Source organism: Exiguobacterium flavidum (genome assembly GCF_003344535.1).
GTDB classification, from domain to species: domain Bacteria; phylum Bacillota; class Bacilli; order Exiguobacteriales; family Exiguobacteriaceae; genus Exiguobacterium_A; species Exiguobacterium_A flavidum.
Genome location: NZ_QPKS01000002.1, coordinates 56,219 through 73,480, shown reverse-complemented (window position 1 = coordinate 73,480; position 17,262 = coordinate 56,219). Strand labels below are relative to the sequence as shown.

The window sequence follows — 17,262 nt, the reverse complement described above, 5'->3', positions numbered from 1 at the left end:
TCCGATGGCTGAACAGAAACAATTGACGCAACAAGAGCTCGACAATCTACTGAAGAACGCGTTCGCGATGCAGGTGCCGGTGATCGAGAAATTCATGGAGGACACGCATGACCGCTACGCGCTCGCGACGACGTCGTTCAAGCGCGACATGGAAGCGATGAAGGAGAGCGCATGGCACGAGTTCTTCGCGAGCAAGCTCCTGCCGCACTTCTTCCTCGAGCACCTCGGCTTCGGCGCATCGTTCCGCTTCAACGACTACGAGAAGGAAGTCAAGCTCCCTGAGAACATGGTCCCGGTCCGCAACGACGCGGACGAGCAGATCGCGAAGGTCGTCCTCGGCGTCGAGAAGGCGATGAAGGACATGCACATAAAGAACCACGGCCTCGTCTCGGAGTTCTACAAAGAGACGCTCGAGCTCGTCTGTCAGCTCGGCAGCAAGGTCGGGATGAGCGACGAGTTCTACACGCTCGTCAAACCGAGCCTCGCATACGACAAGGAAGAGAAATAAGACGGAATGCCGCCCTGATCTGATAAGCTCCCTCAGAGCTGTTCAGTTCAGGACGGCATTTTTGTTTGCTAATCTGCGAGCAGACGAATCAACTCGTAGTTTCGGTACTTCCTGTTGCGGATCTCGCTCGGCGATACGTAGAGCAATCCTTTGTCCACGAGATCGTTCAGGATACGGCGGGTCGTCGCGATGCTGTAGCCCGTCCGTTTGCTCATCGATGCTGCCGTCGTGACTGGTTCCTCGAACGAGTTGAGCCAGATGAGACGCTCCGCTTCTTTCGTCAGGCGTTCGTTCCCTTCCTGCGCCAACCGTTCCGCGTTCTCGAGTTTTCGGATCAGCTTGTCCGCCATGCGGCTGCAGGCATTCAAGAAGAACAAAATCCAACTTCCCCAGTCCGGGTTCTCCCCGCGCACGCCGTTCAGCATGTCATAGTAGCGTGTTTGCTCCTTCTCGAGCTCCTCGCTGACGAAGAAGACCGGGATGTTGATGATTTTCTGTTGGAGCAAATAGATGACGATCAAAATCCGACCAAGCCGTCCATTTCCGTCAAGGAAGGGATGAATCGACTCGAATTGCGCATGCAGAATCGCTGTCTTGATGAGAGGAGCTGAATCCTCATCGAAACAATAACTGGCTCCTTTCAAGTGATTCGTCGGCAACATCCTGCCATAGGCATCCGTGTTGATGAACACTTCGAGGTTTTCCATGTAGGCATCGATCTCGTTGACGGGGACTGGAATATAGGACGCATCCTCGATTCGGTTCGTCGGTCCGATGAAGTTCTGGATCTTTCGGAACTGCCCGGCCGACGAAACCTCGCCGCGAGAACCTGCCATCAATACTTCGTGCAGCTGTTTGATCATCCGCGTCGACACCGGATAGCCATTCCGGACTGCTTCATATCCCATGTTCAGCGCGTCGAAGTAATTCCTGACCTCGACGACTTCCGAGCGAGGCGACTTGACCGTTGCCTGTTCCATCATATCGATGAACGTGACCTGTGTCCCTTCGATTCGAGAAGACTCGACAGATTCTTGCAGGGAGAAGAGTTGAATCAGCTGCTTACTCGCGACAGAATGACGAAACTCGCTCTCCAGTTTTCCAAGTTTCGTGTTCACCATGGCAAGCGTCTCAAGGATTTTGATTGCCTTGTCGAGTTCTACTTCAACCATAAGTTTTCCCAATCGATTGATAGGCACATTATCACTTCTTTTCTTTACTCATATTCTTCAATATCTTGAATGCTGCCCTGCTCAGGACGGCATTTTTGTTTGCTTCACTTTTTCGCGTGACCAGGCGGACAGCCAAATCAACGCCTGGATCAGCACTCCGAAGAGCGTCAGGACGATCAGTAGCGTCTCCGGCGCGAGCGGACTGAAGTAGCCCGCCCATTCGTCCCCCATGCGTCCAATTTCATAGTAGGAGATCGCGTACGACAGGACGTTGCCGAGGACGAGCGGCGTCAGCGTCTTGACCCGTCCGCTCGCATAGGCGATCGCAAGCGGCGCGAGCAAGCCGAGATATCCGATCATCGTCCCGGTCGTCCAGTCGAGATAGAGCGCAAAAAATCCATATGGCGCGGCGTACACTAATGTCGCCGCGAGCGCGAACATCATCCTTCGTGTCTGCATAACTTATTCCCCCTTGAATTTGACATAAAAGCTCGCCCCGCCTAATTTGCTCTCGCCCACCCCGTAACCGAAGCCGTGGCTCTCGAGGATCAGACGGCTGATCGCGAGACCGAGCCCGTGGCCCTGGCTGCCGTCATGCTTGACGTACATCTCCCAGATACGGTCGCGCTGGTCGATCGGCACGCCGCTTCCTGCGTCCGAGACGCTGAGCATGTCCCTTGTCACCTCGAACTCGACCGTGCTCGCTTCCGGCGCAGCGGCGAGCGCGTTCATCAGGAAGTTGACGAGCACCCGCTCGAACGCCCGCTCGTCGACCGAATGAATCGACGGCTCAAGCCGCAGCGCGAGCGTCACACCCTTCTCAGCGAATGTTTCCGTTAAGCGCTCCGCCGTCTGCTTCGCGAGCTCTGATACATCCAGTTCGACGCGCGAAAGCGGCATCCCTTTGCCGGCGAGCTTCGAGTAGAGCAGCGTCTCGTCGATCAGGACGCCGAGCCGGTCCGTCTCCTCGATGATGCTGCCGGTGACCTCACTTAATTCAGAGACGGGGATGATGCCGGCAGCGAGCGCCTCCGTCTCGTTGCGGATGATCGCGAGCGGCGTCCGCAAATCATGCGTGATGCCTGCGATGAACGACTTCTGCATCGTCTCCTTCTCCTTCAGTTGCGCGTGCATCGCCCCGACCGAGTCGATCAGCTCTCCTACCTCGTCGTTCGGCCGCACAGGCAGCGTAACCTCGGCCTCCCCTGTCCCGATTTTCTCGGCGACCGTCCGGAGCTCCGTGATCGGCCGCGTATAGTTCCGGCCGACGAAATAGGCAAGCAGTGAAGCTAAGACGAGCGTGACGAGCAGCGCGACGCCAATCGCGAGATAGACACCGTTCAAGGCGCGCCCGGCGAGCGGCGCCTCACGGAACGTCGTGATCGTGTAGTCATCGGTCTTCAGCTGGTACGTCAGCTGCTTCTTGCCGTCGAACTCGATCACGTCCTCTTCTTTCAAGCGGGACAAGTCCGGCGCGTCGAACGCCATCCGTGGTCCGCGCCCGATCAGACGCGTCTCCTCGCCGACCGTCAGGAACGCCTGGATCTCGCGCGGGGCATCCCCGTCGCCTTCGATCGCCGACTGGATGATGTTCGCCTCGCGTGCGAGCTGATCGTACCGCTCGCTTTCAGCGAAGCGATTGACGAGGACGGCCGTCAGACCGAAGCTGAGCAGTGCCATCACGAAGAGCGGCGCGAGGACCGCCAGGAGGAACTTTCTCATCACTTTGCTCATAGCGCCTCCAAACGGTACCCGACGCGGTGGACCGTCTTCAGTTGGCTTTTGACCGTCGGCAGCTTGTCTCTCAGCTGCTTGACGTGCGTGTCGACCGTCCGCGTGTCACCGCCGAACGCATAGCCCCAGACGTCGTCGAGGATCTGATCACGCGACAGCGCCTCGTTCAAGTGCTCGAGAAAATAGCTGAGCAGCTCGAACTCCATCTTCGCGAGATGATGATCCGCCTCCCCGTCCCGGACGATGCGCGCCCGCTCGTCGAGCATGAGTGCGCCGAGGCCCGGCTTCTTCGTCTCAAGCGTGCGCATCTTCAGCCAGCGTTCGAGCCGGATGACGAGTTCCTTCAAGACGACCGGTTTGACGAGGTAGTCGTCCGCACCGAGCTCAAGCCCGAAGACGCGGTCGTCCGCCTCGCCGCGCGACGTCATCATGAAGACGACCGGCGGATTTGCTATCCCTTTCAATTGCGGGACGATCGACCATCCGTCCCCGTCCGGCAGGCGGACGTCGACGAGCGCCGCGTCGAACACCGTCTCGCTCAGCAGGCGCTTCGCGTCCGCGAGCGTCTCGGCACCGGTCACCTCGTACCCGTGGTGTTCGAGGAAACGCGTTGTCACCTGCGCGAGCTTCTTCTCATCTTCGATCAATAGTATCTTCATCGTTCATCCCTCCATATTCAGTGTACCGCCTTTTCGCATGTCGCATCCTGTCTTTGCGAATTCTTTGCAACTTCCTCACAACTTCCGTTTTCAGCCCCGTTAATATGAAAGGTGAAAGGAGTGGTCAATCATGAAACACAAAAAACAATGGATCACAGCACTCGCGATCAGCGCACTCACAGTAGGAGGCACGTCGGTCTGGGCGGCATCGAACACGACCGACACGACAGGAAACGCACCGAAATGGCATCACGCGGATAAAGGAAGACATTTCGACCAAACGATTCTCCTGAAGAAGCTCGGCATCACGACAGCGGAGGCAGAGGCGGCACGCACGGCCGGCAAGACGATCGCCGAGCTCGCAGAGGAGAAAGGCATCCCGTTCGCCGATTACAAGAAGGCGGAGCTCGCGGCGGCGAAGGAGCAACTCGACGCGCTCGTCGAATCGGGCGACCTGACGAAGACACAGGCGGCGGACATGCTTGAGCGTCACACAGAACGCTTCGCGGACACGACGAGCTACGGCGACCTGCCCGACCGCGACATGAAACGCGGGATGCACGGCCCTGGCGGATTCTTCGGGGAGAGCATCATCCCGGCCGTCCTGAAGGCACTCGGCCTCGACGCGGACAAGTTCGAGGAAGCGAACAAGTCGCTCGCCGAGTACGCCCGCAGCCAGCAAGTGAAGTTCGCCGACTTCAAGAAGGCGCTCCTCGCGGCGCAGAAGGCGGAACTCGAACAGCAGGTCAAGGACGGCAAACTCACCGAGGAGCAGGCGGCACAGATCACGGAGCGGATCGAGGCGAAGTTCGCCGAGGCGACGAGCTACGATGATCTCGAGCAGGAAAAAGGACGCGGCGGGATGCGCGGCATGATGGGTGATTCGGCAACGGACGTCCTGAAGGCACTCGGACTCGATGAAGCGAAGTTCGAGGAATCGGGAAAGTCGCTCCATGCATTCGCGGAAAGCGAAGGCGTCAAGTACGCAGCGTTCGAGAAGGCACTCGTCGCAGCACAAAAAGCGGACATCGACCAGCTCGTCAAGGACGGCAAAATCACGGAGAAGCAGGCGACCGAGATGAAGGCGCACATCGATGAGCACGCGGCTGAACAAAACAGCTACGACGATATTCAGGGACGCGAAGGACGCGGCTTCGGCGGAGCGGGACGCGGCCACGGCGGTCCGGGAGGTCACGGTGGTTTCGGCCCGGGCATGCACCAAGACTCGAACTCCGATTCAAGCACGGATTCAGACGATGACGTCGCGACGGAAGCGACCGCCATCTAACACGTACAGCCGGACCACTCCCCCCAGTGGTCTGGTTTTTTGCGTCGTCCTGCCGGTCATTCCAATATCGGGCGTTCCGTTTTTCGTCACTTCAGGTCTTTATGTTTTTTGTCTTTTGGTCTGTTGGTTTTTCTGCTCTTCGATCCATCCAGTCCTGAAGCGCGACGCCCCGACTCCTGCGGAAAAACAAGGAGCGGAGACCCTGCAGGACGAAGTCCGAAGCGGCTCCGGTGCTTGTCCGCGGAAAGCGGGGCAGTCGAAGCGACAGGACACTGCGTATAGAAACATCAAAAGACGCACAGTCAGTGACTGTGCGCCCGTCTCATGCTTCTGATTTCGTGTGCTTCTCCTGGAACCGGGCGATCGCCGCGTATTCCTCCGTCAACAGACGGCCGAGCCGGATGTAGACCGGCAAGAGCTCGCGGTAGAGCTGCGTCGCCTCCGGCTCCGGCGTGTGCGCATGCACCCCTCCGATCATCTCCTGTCCGACGTCGAGCGAGTCGATCTCGCCGAGCGCGTACAGCCCGAGGACGACCGCGCCGAAGCACGAGCTCTCGATGCTCTCCGGGATGTTGACCGGCTGGTCGAAGACGTCCGCCATCATCTGGCGCCAGAAGGCCGAACGGGCGAATCCGCCCGTCGCCTCGATCCGCTTCGGTGTGCCCGATACCTCTTCGAGCGCGAGCAGCACCGTATAGAGGTTGTAGATGATGCCTTCGAGCGCGGAGCGGACGAGATGAGCCCGCGTATGGTGCAGCCCGAGTCCGAAGTATGACCCGCGCGCGTTCGCGTCCCAGAGCGGAGCACGCTCCCCTGCAAGAAACGGATGGAACAGGAGTCCATCGCTTCCAGGCGGGACCGTCGCAGCGAGCTCCGTCAGCAGTTCATACGGGTCGATGTTTCGCGCCCGCGCCTCGGCGATCTCCGGTACGCCGATCTGGTCGCGGACCCAGCGGAAGATCATTCCGCCGTTGTTGACCGGACCGCCGACGACCCAGTGGTTCTCCGTCAAGGCGTAACAGAAGAGCCGCCCCTTCGGATCCGTCACCGGACGGTCGGTCACGGTCCGGACGGCACCGCTCGTCCCGATCGTCACCGCGACGACGCCGCGCTCGAGCGCCCCGACGCCGACGTTCGCGAGCACGCCGTCGGACGCACCGATGACGACGGGCAGATCAGCATCGATTCCCATCGCCTCGGCGTAATCCGCGCGGATGCCGCGAAATACCTCGGTCGTCTTGACGGGACGGGACAGCTGAACAGGCGTGACGCCGGCAAGCGAAAGCGCCTCTGCGTCCCAGTCGAGGTCGTTCAGGTTGAACATCCCGGTCGCGGACGCGATCGAATGGTCGATGACGTAGTCGCCGAACCATTTATGGAAGACATATTCCTTGATCGAGATGAATTTCTTCGCGCGGCCGAACAGTTCCGGTTCCGCACTCTTCAGCCACATCAGCTTCGAGAGCGGCGCCATCGGATGGATCGGTGTCCCGGTCCGGCGGTAGATGTCCATCCCGTTCGTCCGCTTCAAGCGTTCGCTATAGCGGGCGCTCCGGTTGTCGGCCCATGTATAGACCGGTGAGATGGCATCACCTTCAGCGTCGACAGCGATGACGCTGTGCATCGCGGACGAGAACGAGGCGAACCCGATCTCGCGCGCTGCGACGCCGCTCCCCGTGACACATTTTCGGACGGCGAGCAGGACGGCGCGGAAGATCTCGTCCGCGTCCTGGACGGCGACGCCCGGCTCCGGTGAGTGGAGCGGGTAGTCCGCCGCCGCCCGGTGGACGAGCTTGCCGTCCCGGGCGAACAGGACGGCCTTCGTGCTCGTCGTTCCGATATCGATTCCTAACAGATAGCGCATGGTGACTTCCCCCTAGTTGTACTTAGTAGCCGATGATGACGCCAAGCGTCGCGACGACGGCGAGTCCCGTGAAGCCGATGATCGTCTCCATGACCGTCCATGATTTGAGCGTGTCCTTGACGTCGAGACCGAAGTAGCGGTTGACGAGCCAGAAGCCGGAGTCGTTGACGTGCGAGAAGACCGTCGCACCGGATGCGATCGCGATGACGACGAGCCCAAGGTATGGACCCGTGATGTTGAGCGTGTCGATCAGCGGCGCAGAAAGTCCTGCAGCCGTGACCATCGAGACCGTCGCGGAACCTTGTGCGATCCGGACTGCCATCGCGATCAGGAACGCGAGCAGGATCGGCGGAAGCGGTGAACCCGCCATCATATCGCCGAGCACCTTGCCAACGCCCGAGTCGATCAGAACCTGTTTGAAGACGCCGCCGGCACCGGTGACGAGGATGATGATCCCGGCAGGCTCTAAAGCCTTCGTCGCGATGTCCTGGACTTCCTGGCGCGTGTAGCCGCGTTTCGTGCCGAGCAACGTGAATGTCAGGAGCGTCGCGATCGTCAGGGCTACGAACGGATGTCCGAGGAACGTCAACACCTGACGGATGATGCTCTCCTTGTCATCGATCAGGACGCCGGAGACGGTATTCAATAGAATGAGTGCGAGTGGAATCATGATCAAGCTGACGATCAAGCCGAAACTCGGCAGATCTTTCGTGTAGGCGATCTCATCGTTCGACTCCATGTAGTCCGGTGTCGAGACGTGGATGCGTTTCGCGATCCAGCGGCCGAAGATCGGACCTGCGAGGATCATCGCCGGGATACCGGCGACCGTACCGAACAGGATGACCCAGCCCATGTCCGCGCCGATCAAGTCAGCGACGGCGATCGGGCCCGGTGTCGGCGGGATGAAGCTGTGTGTGACGGCAAGTCCAGCGAGCAGCGGAATCCCGTAGTGTAAAAGCGAACGGCCCGTCTTCTTCGCGAGACCGTAGACGATCGGGACGAGAATGATGAAACCGACGTCGAAGAAGACCGGGATCGCGACGAGGAAACCCGTGATGCCGAGTGCCCATGGCGCCTTCTCTTCCCCGAACTTCTTGATGATCGTCTGGGCGAGACGCTCCGCGCCGCCCGATACTTCAAGCATCTGACCGAACATCGCGCCGAGACCGACGACGACGGCGACGAATCCTAACGTGCCGCCCATCCCGGTCTGGACGGACGCGACGACCTGCTCAAGCGGCATCCCGGCAAGGACACCGACGACGAGCGAGACGAGCAGCAGCGCGACGAACGCGTGCAGCTTCGTCTTCATGACGAAGAACAACAGTGCGAAGATCCCGGCCACTGCGACCAGGATCAGGAGCGTCTCTTTGGACACTCCGACGAGATTTGACAGATCGAACATGTAATAACCCCCGTAAACGTTTTCATTGTTATGTAGCGGAAAACGGCGCGTCCCCACGCACCGCCCGCTATGTGACTCTTACTTCTTGACGACGGCGTGGCCGCCGAACTGGTTGCGGAGCGCCGCGACGACCTTGCCGCTGAACGTGTCCTCTTCGAGCGACCGGTAGCGCATCATCAGGCTGAGCGCGATGACCGGTGCTGCGACCTGCATGTCGAGCGCCGTCTCGACCGTCCATTTGCCTTCGCCTGACGAATGCATGACGCCTTTGATCGCATCCAGGTTCGAATCCTCCTTGAACGCCTGCTCAAGCAATTCGACGAGCCACGACCGGACGACCGATCCATGGTTCCAGACCCGGGCCACCTGCTCGTAGTCGTAGTCGAACTCACTCTTGTCGAGCATCTCGAACCCTTCGGCGAGCGCCTGCATCATCCCGTACTCGATTCCGTTATGGATCATCTTCAGGTAATGCCCGCTGCCGGCAGGTCCCGTATAGAGGTAGCCGTTCTCAAGCGCGAGGTCAGCGATCAAGCCTTCGATCCGGCCGAACGCGTCCTTCTCGCCGCCGATCATCAGGCAGGCCCCTTCGCGCGCACCGCTCGTCCCGCCACTCGTGCCGCAGTCGAAGAAGTGGACGCCGCGCTCGCGTGCTTCCGCGTCGCGTCGCTTCGAATCCGTAAAGCGTGCATTGCCTCCGTCGATGATGATGTCGTCCGCCTGAAGCAGCGGAAGGAGCGTCTTGAAGACTTCCTCCGTCGCGTCCCCTGCCGGTACCATCATCCAGATCGTTCGCGGCGCGTCCATCGACGCAACGACCGCTTCGATCGACTCCTTCACCGTGATCCGCTCTTCCTGTACGCCTGCCGCGTCGAACGCGAAGACGTCGTGTCCGTGGTCGTGCGCGTTCAGGGCCAAGTTGAGTCCCATTTTTCCGAGTCCGATTAATCCTAGTTGCATATCCTTCACCCGCCATCGAATTTTTTTCTTTCCACACCTTGATTATACAGAATATTTTTCCTTAAGCAACCGCTTTCAAAAAAATATTTTTCTTTGTACAATGGAGGAAGAGAAAACGTGAAGGAGCATACACCATGACAGAACCTACCGCCTGCCTCGCGCGCGTCCGTGCGGGGTATGCAAGCTACAGCGACATCGAGAAGAAGATCGCCGATCTGCTGCTCGAACATCCCGAGCACGTCATCCATTCGAGCATCAGCGGGCTCGGCGAGCAGCTCGGGGTCGCCGACTCGACGATTTTCCGTTTCTGCAAGCGCCTCGGCTTCAAAGGCTTCCAAGCGATGAAGATCGCCCTCGCGGCCGAAATCGTCAGTCCGCTCCACCAGATCCACGAGGAGATCACGCCGGATGACGACGTCCGGACGGTCGCGCGCAAAGTATTCCACGCCTCGCAAAAAGCACTCACGGACACGGAACAGCTGCTTGACGAGACGACGCTCGAACAGGTCGTCCGCGCGTTGATCGGTGCACGGCGGATCGAGATCTACGGCGCGGGCGGCAGCGCACTCGTCGCGATGGACGCCTACCATAAATGGATGCGGGCCGGGTTGCCCGTCTTCGCGACGCTCGATACGCACATCCAGCTGATGAGCGCCTCCCAGCTCCAGGCGGGCGACGTCGCGATCGTCATCTCCCACTCCGGGGCGACGATGGACATGCTGCAGATCGCGGAGCTGCTGAAAGTCCGCGGCGTCGCGCTGATCGTCCTGACGAGCTACGCGAAGTCGCCGCTCAGCCGTCTCGCCGACCACGTCCTCTATACGGCGTCCGATGAGACCGATTACCGGACGGAGGCGATGGCGTCGCGCCTCGCCGAACTCTGCCTGTTCGACGCCCTGTTCGTCAACCTGATGCGGGCGCGCGGACAGGAAGGACAGGAATCGCTCCAGCGCATCCGTCAAGCGCTCGAAATCAAACGCATGTGACCGTTCGCGCCTTCCTTCCAGGAGGGCGTTTTTTGAAAAGAGGTCTATCTCTTCTTGAAGAAATGGAATCCCGCCACGCATTGACCGATAATGTCTATATAAGAAGCGAACCACCAAGAGGAGTTTTTGCGATGACCTTTATCAAAGCTACGAAACAGCTTGGCCTTTCTTCCGATTCACCGCTGACGATCGGCGGTCTCGAACTTTCGCGCCCCGAGACGGCACACGCTTTCTTTGAGGGACATCCGGATGCGATCTTCTTCTTCACGCTCGAAGGCGAGATCGTCCATTTCAATCAGAATCTGCCGAAGATAATCGGTTATCCGGCTGACGCGCTCTATCAGTCGTTCCATACGTTCACCGATCCGGACGAGCTTCCGGAAATCGAAAGGCAATTCAAGCGGGCTGTCGCCGGCGAGACCGTCCACTATCAGGCACGTGCGCTCCATCGGCTCGGCTATCCGTTGACGCTTGCCCTGACGAACATGCCGATCTATCAGGACGGCGAAATCGTCGGCGTCTACGGCATCGCACGCGACGTGACCGAAGACATCCAGATGAAGGAGCATATCGAAGAGATCCGTTTCCAACTCGAGCTGACGGAACAGATCCCGGAGATCGTCCTGTTCCATTACGACCCGGAGACGCAGAGCGTCGAGCGTTCGAGTTCGCTCGGGACGTTCCTCGGCATCCCGCCGCACCTGCTGTCCGAGCTGTCGCGCGAGCAGTTGCTCGCCCGGATCCATCCGGACGACGTCGTCAGTTTCCACCGCGAGATTCTCCGGATCGTCGTCGGCGACATCTCGCATTACGAGTGTGAGATCCGAATCCTGAACGCAAGCAGCGAGTACCAGCTCCTGCTGATGAAGGCGGCACGCCGGAAGGACCCCGGTAGCTCAGCACGGATTTCCGTCGTCCTCTATGATTTGACTGAGGTGAGAAAAGCACGCCATGAACTCGAGTCGGAGCGCCAGCAGGCGAAGGAGATCTATGAGGCGCTCGACGCCGCCATCTCCCAGCTCGACTTGACGACGGGCGAGATCCTTTTCCATTCCCCGGGCTTCAAGAACATTTTCGAGACACTTCCGGACGACATGCTGATCGGCGGCGACTTCCTGTCCGAACGAATCGACCCGCGTGACCTCGCGCGCGTCGCAGCATTCGCCGAGAGCTTGCGCGACGGGAAGGGCGGGACGATCACCTATCGTCTCCGTTTCCCGGACGGCCGGATCAAATGGGTCGAGGACAAACAGATCCCCGTCCTCGATGCGGAAGGGACGCTCCTCTACACGAACAGCATCATGCACGACGTGACGCTGCGGGAGGAATATGCGCAGCGCCTGCACCATCTCGCGATGCACGACCCGTTGACCGGGATCCCGAACCGGACACACGCGACGGAGACGCTCGAGAAGTGGATCGCAGAGAAACGTCGCTTCTCCGTCGTCACCGTCGCCTTCAACCGGATCACAGAGATCAACGACGCGTTCGGTCACGACACGGGAGACGAGTGGATTCGTCAGACGAGTCTCCTGCTCGAGCGAATCAGACGGGAAGACGTCTTCCTCGCCCAACTCGGCGGCGACGAATACGTGATGTTCGTCCCGACGAAGTCGACGGTCGACATCCGCCACTGCGCGGAGCTGCTCGTCTCGCTCGGCGAGCAGCCGATCCCGATCGATTCCTACAGCCTGTTCGCCCGCGTCTCGGTCGGCGTCAGCAGCCATCCGGAGAACGGAAGCGAGCCTGCGCTCCTGATGAAGCACGCCTACACGGCGCTCCGGCGTTCGAAACGCGAGGACAAGAGCAGCTATCACCTCTATGCCTCGAACCTCGACATCGACCTGTACCGCCGCTATCAGCTCGAACAGGACCTGCATTACGCGATCGAGCGCGAGCAGCTGTTCCTCGAGTTCCAACCGAAGGTCGACGGGTTCACCGGGACGATCATCGGTTCGGAGGCGCTCATCCGCTGGCAGCACCCGGAATGGGGCCGGATTCCGCCGAACGACTTCATCCCGCTCGCCGAGGAGAGCGCGCTCCATCTGTCGATCGGCGACTGGGTCGTCGACACGGCGTGCAAGACGCTCGCCTCCTGGCAGGCAGCAGGCGTCCGGACGGTCCCCGTCTCGGTCAACGTCTCGCCGAAACGTTTCCTCCAGCCGGACTTCGACTGCTTCGTCAGCCAGACGCTCAAGAAGCACGGGCTCGAACCGAATCAACTCGAGCTCGAGATCACGGAAGCGACGCTCGTCTCGGAGGACCCGCATGTCAGCCAGATGCTCGAGCGTTTAAGCGCGCTCGGCGTCCGGATCGCGCTCGACGATTTCGGAAAAGGCTATTCCTCGATGGCCTACCTGCAGCGCTTCCCGATCGACGTCGTCAAGATCGACCGCCAGTTCGCGACTCATATCGCGACGGACCGCAAGGCGAACGCCATCGTCAAGAGCATCCTCTACATGGCGCGCGAGTTCGATCTGATGGTCGTCGCGGAAGGCATCGAGACGTACGACCAGCTCGCCGCCTTCTGCCGGCTCAACTGCCCGGGCATCCAGGGCTTCCTGTTCAGCCGCCCGGTCGCGCCGAACGTTTTTTGCCAGTTCCTCGCGCGCGAGGTGCTCCATCCGATCGAGGCATGCTCGCTGGCAGCGGACCAGGTGCCGAGCTTCTCGATCGCGGCACGAATCACCTTGCAGTCGCTGAACGAGAGACCGGTCGAGATCGGTTCGTCCGACATCAAGATCCATCAGACGAGTACGACGAAACTCTTCTTCTCGACCGAAGCCCTCCTTCCAATCGAAGCGGGATCGTTCGAGGTCGTCGTGCCGACGAAGCAGGATGACATCCGTTGCTCCGTCCGCGTCACATCGAAGGATGGTGACTTGTATGAGGCATCCTATATGTCCGAATACGACGCAGATCGCCTGATGCGCCACTTCCAGCGGTTACCTTACGAATGAGCAGCACCGGGACGTTCCGATAACGTCCCGGTGCTTTTTTGGTATACTTTAGGAAGATTATGATTTTGAAGGAGGAATTCCATGCAAGCTGCAGCGAATTTAAAACAACACCGAAGGACACGGAAGGGACAGATATTCAAACGACTCGTCTTCCTGACGCTCGGGGCCGTCCTGTTCGCGCTCGGACTGAAAGGCTTCCTCGTCCCGAACCAGATCATCGACGGCGGCATCGTCGGCATCTCGATCATCTCGTCGACGCTGACCGACACGACGCTCGCCCTCTGGCTGTTCTTCCTGAACATCCCGTTCATCTTCTTCGGCTACAAGCAGATCGGGAAGACGTTCGCCCTGTCGACGCTGTACGCGATCTTCGCCATGGCGGTCGCGACGAAGCTGTTCGAAGGGATGGTACCGATGTCGACCGACTCGCTCCTCGCGACGGTCTTCGGCGGCCTGTTGCTCGGGATCGGTGTCGGGATCGTCATCCGCTCGAGCGGATCGCTCGACGGGACGGAGATCCTCGCCGTCTCGTTCAGCCGGTCGACGCCGTTCTCGGTCGGCGAAATCGTCATGTTCTTCAACGTCTTCATCCTAGGTGCTGCCGGCTTCGTCTTCGGCTGGGACCGGGCGATGTACTCGCTCATCACCTATTTCATCGCCTTCAAGACGATCGACGTCGTCATCGATGGGCTCGACCAGTCGAAGAGCGTCTGGATCATCTCGGAGAACTATGAGGAGATCGGCTCCGCCATCATGGACCGGCTCGGGCGCAGCCTGACCTACCTCGACGGCGAAGGAGCGTTCACCGGCGAAGGCAAGAAGGTCATCTTCTGCGTCATCTCGCGCCTCGAGGAGACGAAGCTCAAGGAGATCGTCACCGACTTCGACAAGGAGGCGTTCATCGCGATCGGCAACATCCACGACGTCCACGGCGGACGGTTCAAGAAGAAGGATATCCACTGATTTCATTCGAAGCGCTCCTTGCGCGAAAGGACGGAACCCGCTTGAAGAAACACAAGAAAAAAATCATCGTCTCACTCATCACGCTGCTGACGGTCGCAGTCGTCGGAATCGTCGGTCTCTCCTCCTACGTCGGGCTCAACCTGACAGCGCCTGAACGGGAGAAGCTGACGACGAACCCGCTCAAGGCAGAGAACCTGAAGTATGAGGACGTCAGCTTCCGCTCGATCAAGGACCGGACGCGCCTGTCCGGCTGGTGGATTCCGCGTGAGGACGCGAAGCTGACGATCGTCTTCGCCCACGGCTACGGCAAGAACCGGGAACAGGAGGACATCCCCGTCCTGCCGCTGTTCAAGAAGTTCCATGACGCGGGCTACAACGTCCTGACGTTCGACTTCCGCGGCTCAGGGAAGTCCGAGGGTGACCGGGTGACGGTCGGGGCGAAGGAACAGGATGACCTCCTGACCGCCGTCCGCTACGCGAAGTCGCGATCGTCAAAACCGGTCGTCCTCTATGGCATCTCGATGGGGGCAGCGACCTCGCTCGTCACAGCACCGAAAGCGGACGTCGCTGGCGTCATCGCCGACAGCCCGTTCAGCGACTTGAAGGACTACCTCGAGACGAACCTGCCTGTCTGGAGCGGCCTGCCGAACATCCCGTTCACGCCGGTCATCCTGCAGGTGACGCCGTTCCTGACGGGATTGAACCCGGAACGCGTCAAACCGGTCGAGGCGATCCGGCGTCTCGACTACTCGGTCCTTCTGATCCACGGCAAGGGCGACGACGCGATCCCTGTCCGGGAGAACGAGAAGATCCATCAGGCGGCCCGCCAGAGCATCCTCTGGGTGACGAACAACGGCGGACACGTCCAGTCGTATAAACATGACCGGAAGGCATACGAGGAGAAGGTGCTCACCTACCTCGAGGACATTCGCTGACCGTCCAGGCCAGACAGCCTCGATCCCTGTATGACAAGGGTCGAGGCTGTTTTTTTAGGATTGTCTGCATCTTTACGAGGGAGAACAACCTTTGCTGAAATGACCTTGCGAAAGGAGGGATATGATGAGAATCGCCACCTTCAACATTTGGAACAATCCGTCCTCATGGGCTGAGCGGATCGATTCGATCTGTGAAGAAGTGACACGTGTCAATCCGGACTTCCTTGCGCTCCAGGAAGTCAAAACTTATATGAACGGTGAAGAAGGCATGAATGTCGCCCGGCATATCGCACAGAAGACCGGCTTCCCCTTTTGCGTCTTCAAGGAGTATCCTGATTCTCCAGACGAGGGGCTGGCTTTTTTGAGCAAATATCCGATTTCTACGGAAGATGCGATTTGGTATACGGATACGAAGGAATCGAATTACTGTGCGATTAGGATCACTTTCGAAATGGGTGATATTACATTCGGTCTGACGAACGTCCATCTCAATTGGCGTTCTTCCGCGACAAGGGAAGAACAGATGAAATCCGTACACGATTGGATCTTCGAAGGCGATGGTACTACAGCGTTTGAGATTCTTTGTGGTGATTTCAATGATGATCCGGATTCACCGGTTCACCATTACCTGACTGGTCATCTGTGGTCAGATGTCGCCCAGCTTCAAGAGGAACAGCATGGCATCAAAGCTCAAGCCACGCTCGATCCCGTCGATAATCCGCACTTGAGGAACGGTTCGAATTTCGAGCGGCCTGTCCGCTATGATTGGATCTTATGTCAAAAGAAAGGTGAGAACCTCCCGTCCATCGATAAGGTTGACGTATTCGGGAATATGCCAGTCACCGGAGTGAAAATCCTGCCGAGCGACCATTACGGAGTGTTCGCGGACATCACTTTAGAACACGAAAAAGAAACGGATCGCGTGTCCTCCTGACAGGACAGCAATCCGTTTCTTGTTTTCATCCGATTTCCCTTACCCTTTGAGCATCGCACCGCCGACGATCTTCAACACTTCCGGCCGGCTCAGCTTCTCCTTGCCCCGGCTGAGCGCGTCGAGCGTGCCGTGCGCAAGCGCGAGCGGGATGTTGCAGAACTGGTGGATCGTCGTCTTTTTCGGAATCGAGGCGAGGTAGGCATCCGCCTGCGCGAGGTTCGCCCGCGCATAGGCGAACATGTCCTCCGTCGTCCAGCCCGGCGGGAAATAGCCGACGCCGCGTTCCGCGTCCTCCCCTTGGTTCCGCAGGATGTTGACCGCCTGCAGTCCGCGGCCGAAACCGATCGCCTGCTCCTTGTCCGTGACGATGCCCGCCTTCCATTCCCAGACGTCCGACAGCATCACGCCGACGAGTCCCGCGACGTAGTACGTGTACTCGTCAAGGTCCGCCTCCGTCTCGACGAGCCAGTCACGCTCGGCCCAGGCTGCCATTCCTTCCGCCATCTCGGCCGTCGAATCGAGCACCTTCGAGCGGATCCCTTCCGGACAGTAGTCGACCCAGTCCCCGAGACGTATCGTCACCTCAGGCAACAGATCAGCGTACGGGGCGATGAGCGCACCGTATGCGGCAGTGTCGAACGTCCCACGCAGAAGCAGCGCCGTCTCGCGGAGCAGGCGGCTCTTGACGTCCTTCGCGAGCTCCTCATGGTCCTCGATCTCATCGATCGCACGCATCGCAAGGTAAGCAGCCCCGACCGCTTCCTGCAACTCGGTCGACAAGCGGCTGATCGGTATGTAGAACGTCCGGCTCGTCTCCTTCAAGACGCGGTCCGCGTCCTTCTTCAGTTGCTTCGTCTCGTTCATCAGCGCCACTCCTCCATTTTTGTACATGAC

General features: G+C 59.4%; 15 protein-coding genes. 7 read left to right on the top strand and 8 right to left on the bottom strand.

The features are described from left to right. Positions 1–4: 4 nt before the first annotated feature. On the top strand, positions 5–508 hold the full coding sequence (locus DFG60_RS02110) for a hypothetical protein (RefSeq protein ID WP_114570087.1): 504 nt from the start codon (positions 5–7) through the stop codon (positions 506–508). Positions 509–576: 68 nt separating this feature from the next. Here DFG60_RS02110 and DFG60_RS02105 read toward each other — a convergent pair whose 3' ends face one another. From DFG60_RS02105 to DFG60_RS02090, 4 genes are all read right to left on the bottom strand, one after another. Next, entirely contained in the window at positions 577–1,680 is a 1,104-nt protein-coding gene (locus DFG60_RS02105) for a Fic family protein (RefSeq protein WP_114570086.1), read from the bottom strand. Between the two features lie 81 nt (positions 1,681–1,761). Beyond that, on the bottom strand, positions 1,762–2,139 hold the full coding sequence (locus DFG60_RS02100) for a hypothetical protein (protein ID WP_114570085.1): 378 nt from the start codon (positions 2,137–2,139) through the stop codon (positions 1,762–1,764). Positions 2,140–2,142: 3 nt separating this feature from the next. Continuing rightward, complete coding sequence (locus tag DFG60_RS02095) at positions 2,143–3,414, bottom strand: HAMP domain-containing sensor histidine kinase (protein WP_114570084.1); 1,272 nt, start codon at positions 3,412–3,414, stop codon at positions 2,143–2,145. After that, a complete protein-coding gene (locus DFG60_RS02090; RefSeq protein ID WP_114570083.1) occupies positions 3,411–4,073 on the bottom strand; it encodes a response regulator transcription factor in 663 nt (220 codons plus the stop codon). Before DFG60_RS02090 ends, DFG60_RS02095 begins: the two co-directional genes overlap by 4 nt. Positions 4,074–4,203: 130 nt before the next feature. Here DFG60_RS02090 and DFG60_RS02085 point away from each other — a divergent pair, with 130 nt between their 5' ends. Further along, a complete protein-coding gene (locus DFG60_RS02085) occupies positions 4,204–5,361 on the top strand; it encodes a DUF2680 domain-containing protein (RefSeq protein ID WP_114570082.1) in 1,158 nt (385 codons plus the stop codon). 322 nt (positions 5,362–5,683) lie between these two features. Here the strand turns inward: DFG60_RS02085 and gntK are convergent, their stop codons facing one another. From gntK to gnd, 3 genes are all read right to left on the bottom strand, one after another. Beyond that, positions 5,684–7,225 carry a gluconokinase gene (gene gntK, locus DFG60_RS02080; RefSeq protein WP_114570081.1) on the bottom strand — a complete coding sequence of 514 codons (1,542 nt, stop codon included), beginning with the start codon at positions 7,223–7,225 and terminating at the stop codon, positions 5,684–5,686. Between the two features lie 22 nt (positions 7,226–7,247). Further along, positions 7,248–8,630, bottom strand: a complete 1,383-nt coding sequence (locus DFG60_RS02075; RefSeq protein ID WP_114570080.1) for a GntP family permease — start codon at positions 8,628–8,630, stop codon at positions 7,248–7,250. Positions 8,631–8,708: 78 nt separating this feature from the next. Beyond that, positions 8,709–9,590, bottom strand: a complete 882-nt coding sequence (gnd, locus tag DFG60_RS02070; protein ID WP_114570079.1) for a phosphogluconate dehydrogenase (NAD(+)-dependent, decarboxylating) — start codon at positions 9,588–9,590, stop codon at positions 8,709–8,711. A 134-nt stretch (positions 9,591–9,724) separates the two neighbouring features. Here gnd and DFG60_RS02065 point away from each other — a divergent pair, with 134 nt between their 5' ends. The 5 genes from DFG60_RS02065 (at position 9,725) to DFG60_RS02045 (ending at position 16,368) form a co-directional block, all read left to right on the top strand. Then, positions 9,725–10,576 carry a MurR/RpiR family transcriptional regulator gene (locus DFG60_RS02065; RefSeq protein WP_114570078.1) on the top strand — a complete coding sequence of 284 codons (852 nt, stop codon included), beginning with the start codon at positions 9,725–9,727 and terminating at the stop codon, positions 10,574–10,576. Positions 10,577–10,707: 131 nt separating this feature from the next. Next, positions 10,708–13,536 (top strand): sensor domain-containing protein, encoded by a 2,829-nt coding sequence (locus tag DFG60_RS02060; protein WP_114570077.1) that lies wholly within the window; start codon positions 10,708–10,710, stop codon positions 13,534–13,536. A gap of 81 nt (positions 13,537–13,617) precedes the next feature. After that, positions 13,618–14,499 (top strand): YitT family protein, encoded by an 882-nt coding sequence (locus tag DFG60_RS02055; protein WP_114570076.1) that lies wholly within the window; start codon positions 13,618–13,620, stop codon positions 14,497–14,499. Positions 14,500–14,540: 41 nt separating this feature from the next. Beyond that, positions 14,541–15,434 carry an alpha/beta hydrolase gene (locus DFG60_RS02050; RefSeq protein ID WP_114570075.1) on the top strand — a complete coding sequence of 298 codons (894 nt, stop codon included), beginning with the start codon at positions 14,541–14,543 and terminating at the stop codon, positions 15,432–15,434. 124 nt (positions 15,435–15,558) lie between these two features. Next, positions 15,559–16,368: an endonuclease/exonuclease/phosphatase family protein gene (locus DFG60_RS02045; protein WP_114570074.1), complete on the top strand. Its 810-nt coding sequence runs from the start codon at positions 15,559–15,561 to the stop codon at positions 16,366–16,368. Between the two features lie 39 nt (positions 16,369–16,407). Here DFG60_RS02045 and DFG60_RS02040 read toward each other — a convergent pair whose 3' ends face one another. Further along, entirely contained in the window at positions 16,408–17,232 is an 825-nt protein-coding gene (locus DFG60_RS02040) for a squalene/phytoene synthase family protein (protein WP_114570073.1), read from the bottom strand. Positions 17,233–17,262: the final 30 nt, after the last annotated feature.